This is a genomic window from Actinomyces sp. 594 (genome assembly GCF_019325145.1).
Classification (GTDB): domain Bacteria; phylum Actinomycetota; class Actinomycetes; order Actinomycetales; family Actinomycetaceae; genus Actinomyces.
The window spans coordinates 1-3,778 of record NZ_PIZC01000005.1 but is presented as its reverse complement, the minus strand read 5'-3'; the positions used below and the strand labels follow the sequence as shown (position 1 = coordinate 3,778).

Sequence of the window (3,778 nt, the reverse complement as noted above, 5' to 3'; positions counted from 1 at the left end):
CAGAAGTCATGAGACTCAACCGTCCCAGAAGTGTGGAGACAGCACAGTACCCCTACCGTACGAACCGTCACCACCAGGTACGAATCGTCGACCGGAACGTACGAACCGTCACCACCAGGTACGAACCGTCAACCAGTGCCCGCGAACCGCCGGCCAGAACGTACGAACCGCCGCGCCAGCACAGCCCCAAACACGAACCGTCAGGATGCGGGCGCAAACACGTCGGAAGTCGAGCCTCATGTATCCCCCTTTTTAGCAGCGTCAGGGCAGTACGCACAGCGCTCGACTACCGTCCGTCACTTCGCGATGAACACCTCCCTCCCGCTCTCGATGGCCTTCTCGGCCTTGATGGTCCCGGTGATCTCCTCCCCGTCAACCGTCAGCACGCCATTGGCATAGCTGTGGGGCGCGCCCACAAGGGGGATGGTCAGCACCTCCCGGTCCGGGCCGGTGAAGCTAGGCACCCCGAGCACCTGCAGGTTGTGCCCCTCACCGTCGAGCACCAGGATGGTAGTGGTGAGCACCACCTTGTCCTTGTAGGCGAAGGAGCCCCCGTACCCGATCTCCCCGTACTCGTGCACACGCAGGTAGGCCACGGAGGTGTCCGCCTCGGCGGCGTCGATTTTCCTGATGTCCGGGCCGGTGTACTCCTCGGACTCCTTGATCAGCTCATCGACCTTGCCACTGACCGCGGGATCGATGTCTTCCGGCACAGGGCTCACCTCTTCCAGGAGCAGCTCGGTGAGCGTCTTGCCGCCGGCGTAGAAGCCGCTCTTCCAGCCCGGCCTGGTGGCGTCCAGCAGCACCCCGGTGACGAAGCCGAAGGCGTAGGACTCCACGTCAACCGACACATCCAGCGACTCCTCCTGCAGCAGCGGGGCCTGCCGCGCCTGCAACTGCTCCGCGGACTGGTCCGCCTGGATGGACAGGGCCATGTACTCCACGTACCGGGCCACGCCCTCGGCGATGTCGTAGTGGTGGATGTCCTGCGCCTCCTGGGCGAACTCCGACTTCCAGGTGTCCAGCCAGTGGCGGGCGTATCCCAGGTGCTCGGCGCGCTTGCCAGGATCGGTGGCGGCCAGGCGCAGGCGGTCCAGCAGCATGCGCCGCAGTGTGCGCGGACGGGCCTGGTACGGGTAGGGAGTGTCCCGACTGCTTGAGGCAGAGACGTTGATCTCGCCCTGATAGTAGAAGTGCACCAGCTCGTGGGTCATCAGGGCGAAGGCGAAGGTGGCCGGGTCAGTCAGATCCGCGGTGGGGGCGGACGAACCGGTCGCGGCGATCGAGGGCGTGGCGTTCCCGCTCGCCGTCGTCTCCTCACCGTGCCCCGGGCCATTGCTGGCCGCCGCGGCCTGCCCCAGGTTGAGGGTGATCGACGGCTGCCCCTCGAACTCCACCTTGCCGTATGAGGACGGCGGCTCAATGTCCGCAAACTCGGCGGCCTTGAGCTCCCGGTGCCCCGCGGTGGAAATCACCCAGGCCCGGGTGGCCTTGAACTGCTCATCCACCTGCAGGGCGATGATCCGGTGCCGGGTGTAGTCAACCCCGGGCCACACCGGCCCCATGAGCGGCCAGGCGCGCGTAACCCAGTTGGCGATGCCCTCCACCATCGTCTCGTACTGCTCGGCGGACAACGACGGCGTGCCGGTCAGAGAGCCGAGGGGGTTTACCGCCCCCGCGCCAGGATCGGGAGCGGACGGGCTCGGCGTCGTCGTCCTGCTTCCCGCACCCGGTGAGCCGGCGCAGGCGGCCAGGGGCAGCAGGAGGGCCGTACCCATGGCGGCGACGGCGGAACGACGTGACAGGGACCATGCGGTCGGATCGGTTTTAGTCATTTGCTGGCTCGCTTTCATTCTGGATTCAGGCTGCATGCGTTTGTCCACCCGCGGCAGGCCAAGAGTTCTTCCCGTGCCCGCCTTGCGGCGCGTACGCCCTCAGTACTGCTGCACCTGCTCGGCACAGGTCAGGTCCTTGTGCGGCAGCTCCCCGCGCAGCAGGTAGGCGTCGATTGCGTTGTCCACGCATTCGCCCTTGCGCATATAGGCGCCGTGCCCGTTGCCCTGGACGGTCAGCAGGCGGGCGGAGTCGAGCTGCTTGACCAGGGCCTGGGACCACTGGTACGGGGTTGCCGGGTCGCCGGTTATGCCGACGACGAGTATCGGCGCGGCCCCCGTTGCGCGGATCTGTCCGGGCAGGTGATCGGTGTGATGCCCCCAGCCCTGGCAGAACGCATCCGCGTACCCGAGGCCTTCGCCCAGGATGGGTGCCACCCGCTTGATCTCCTCTGCCTGGGCGTCCCATTGCGGCTCATCGCCCCGCACCGGGTAGTCCAGGCAGTCGACGGCGCTGATGGCGTACTGGTTCGCTGCCTCCCGCGCCTGCTTTTGAGCCAGTTCCGCGGGGTCTGCCTCCGCATCGACCAGATCCGGGTTTGCGATCACTGCCAGCGCGGTGCCGTCACCGTTGTTGATCGCCGGGGTGAGGGCCGCGGTGAGAAGGTCCCAGGCGCTGTTGTCATACATCAGGTCCACCAGCGTGCTGGTCAGCGTCTCCCCGTCCACGTCCTTACCCACGGTGCTGGGCAGGGGCGTGGCGGTGGCCCGCTGGATCAGCTGCCCGATCTGCTCCACACCCGAGGCGACGCCGCCGGTGAGCGGGCAGTCCGTGCCGGCCTGACAGTGCTCCACATAGGCGTGCAGGCTCTTCTCAATGGCCTCGGCCTGCTGCACGACGTTGTCGGCGTTCTCCTGCGCGGGGTCCTGGGCGCTGTCCAGCACCATGCGCCCGACGTTCTCCGGGAACAGCTCGGCGTAGCGGGCCCCCAAGTAGGTGCCGTAGGAGGTGCCGAGGTAGTGCAGGCGATTGTCGCCCGAGAGCGCTCGTAGCACGTCCAGGTCGCGCGCCACTGAGGCGGTGTCCATGTGATCGATGATCTCGGGGACGGGTGAGTACTGCTCGCACCTGGCGGCCAGCTCCGCGGCCGCCTGCTCGGAGTCCTGCGCGCTCTCGGCCGCCATTTCCTCCTGCGCGGTGTCCTCCTGGGGCTGTGCGGCCGGGGTCGGCTCACCGGCCTCAAGGGCGCCGCGCGCCGCCTCCTCGATCTCCTGCGGGCTCAGGCAGGTTAGGGGGGTTGACTCGCCCACACCGCGCGGGTCGAAGCCCAGGATGTCGTAGCCGGCTCGCAGCGCGTCGGAGAACACGCCCTCCTGCGACACGTACTCCAATCCGCTGCCTCCGGGACCGCCCGGATTGGTCAGCAGCGTGCCAATCGGGTTTCCTGAGGTTGAGGGCAGCTTCTTCACCGCCAGGCTGATCGTCTTCCCTGCGGGAGCGTCATAGTCCAGGGGCACCTTCACGGTGGCGCACTGGAAGGCGGCGTCGTCGTCGCAGCTGTGCCAATCGGGCTTCTGCCCGTAAAAGGCCTCCAGTCCCGCGGGCACGGGCGGACTGTCCGACGCATCAACCGGAACGGGGGCCGTCCGGCCTCCCGACGGCGCCGAATCCGCGCCGCCGACGGCGCATGCCGACGCGAGCAGGCAGGCGGCAGCCACGGCCGCCAGTGGAACGACAGCCCTATTGTGAATCATTTTCGTTCTCATGAACTAAAAGGTAGATGGCGTCGGCACCCACCGAATCCGCCCGCTGACCGATACGCACCCGGCGCGCGCTCATCCAGCGGTATGAGCGCCCCTCCTCCCGCCCGCGGCAGGGCCAGCCGGCCGGGTCGGCACCCGGGCGACGGCGCCCGGCCCGCCCGCGGCCCGGCGGGGCCCCTGCG

General features: G+C 68.0%; 2 protein-coding genes. Both read right to left on the bottom strand.

Going from position 1 to position 3,778, the window contains the following annotated elements:
• Positions 1 to 296: 296 nt before the first annotated feature.
• Positions 297 to 1,835: a hypothetical protein gene (locus GZ998_RS00205; protein ID WP_219108245.1), complete on the bottom strand. Its 1,539-nt coding sequence runs from the start codon at positions 1,833 to 1,835 to the stop codon at positions 297 to 299.
• A 99-nt stretch (positions 1,836 to 1,934) separates the two neighbouring features.
• Entirely contained in the window at positions 1,935 to 3,440 is a 1,506-nt protein-coding gene (locus GZ998_RS00200) for an alpha/beta hydrolase (protein ID WP_308807120.1), read from the bottom strand.
• Positions 3,441 to 3,778 lie beyond the last annotated feature (338 nt).

Excerpts from the sequence above, each read along its gene's own strand:
- GZ998_RS00205 (WP_219108245.1), bottom strand. The coding sequence starts at position 1,835 with ATGACTAAAACCGATCCGACCGCATGGTCCCTGTCACGTCGTTCCGCC.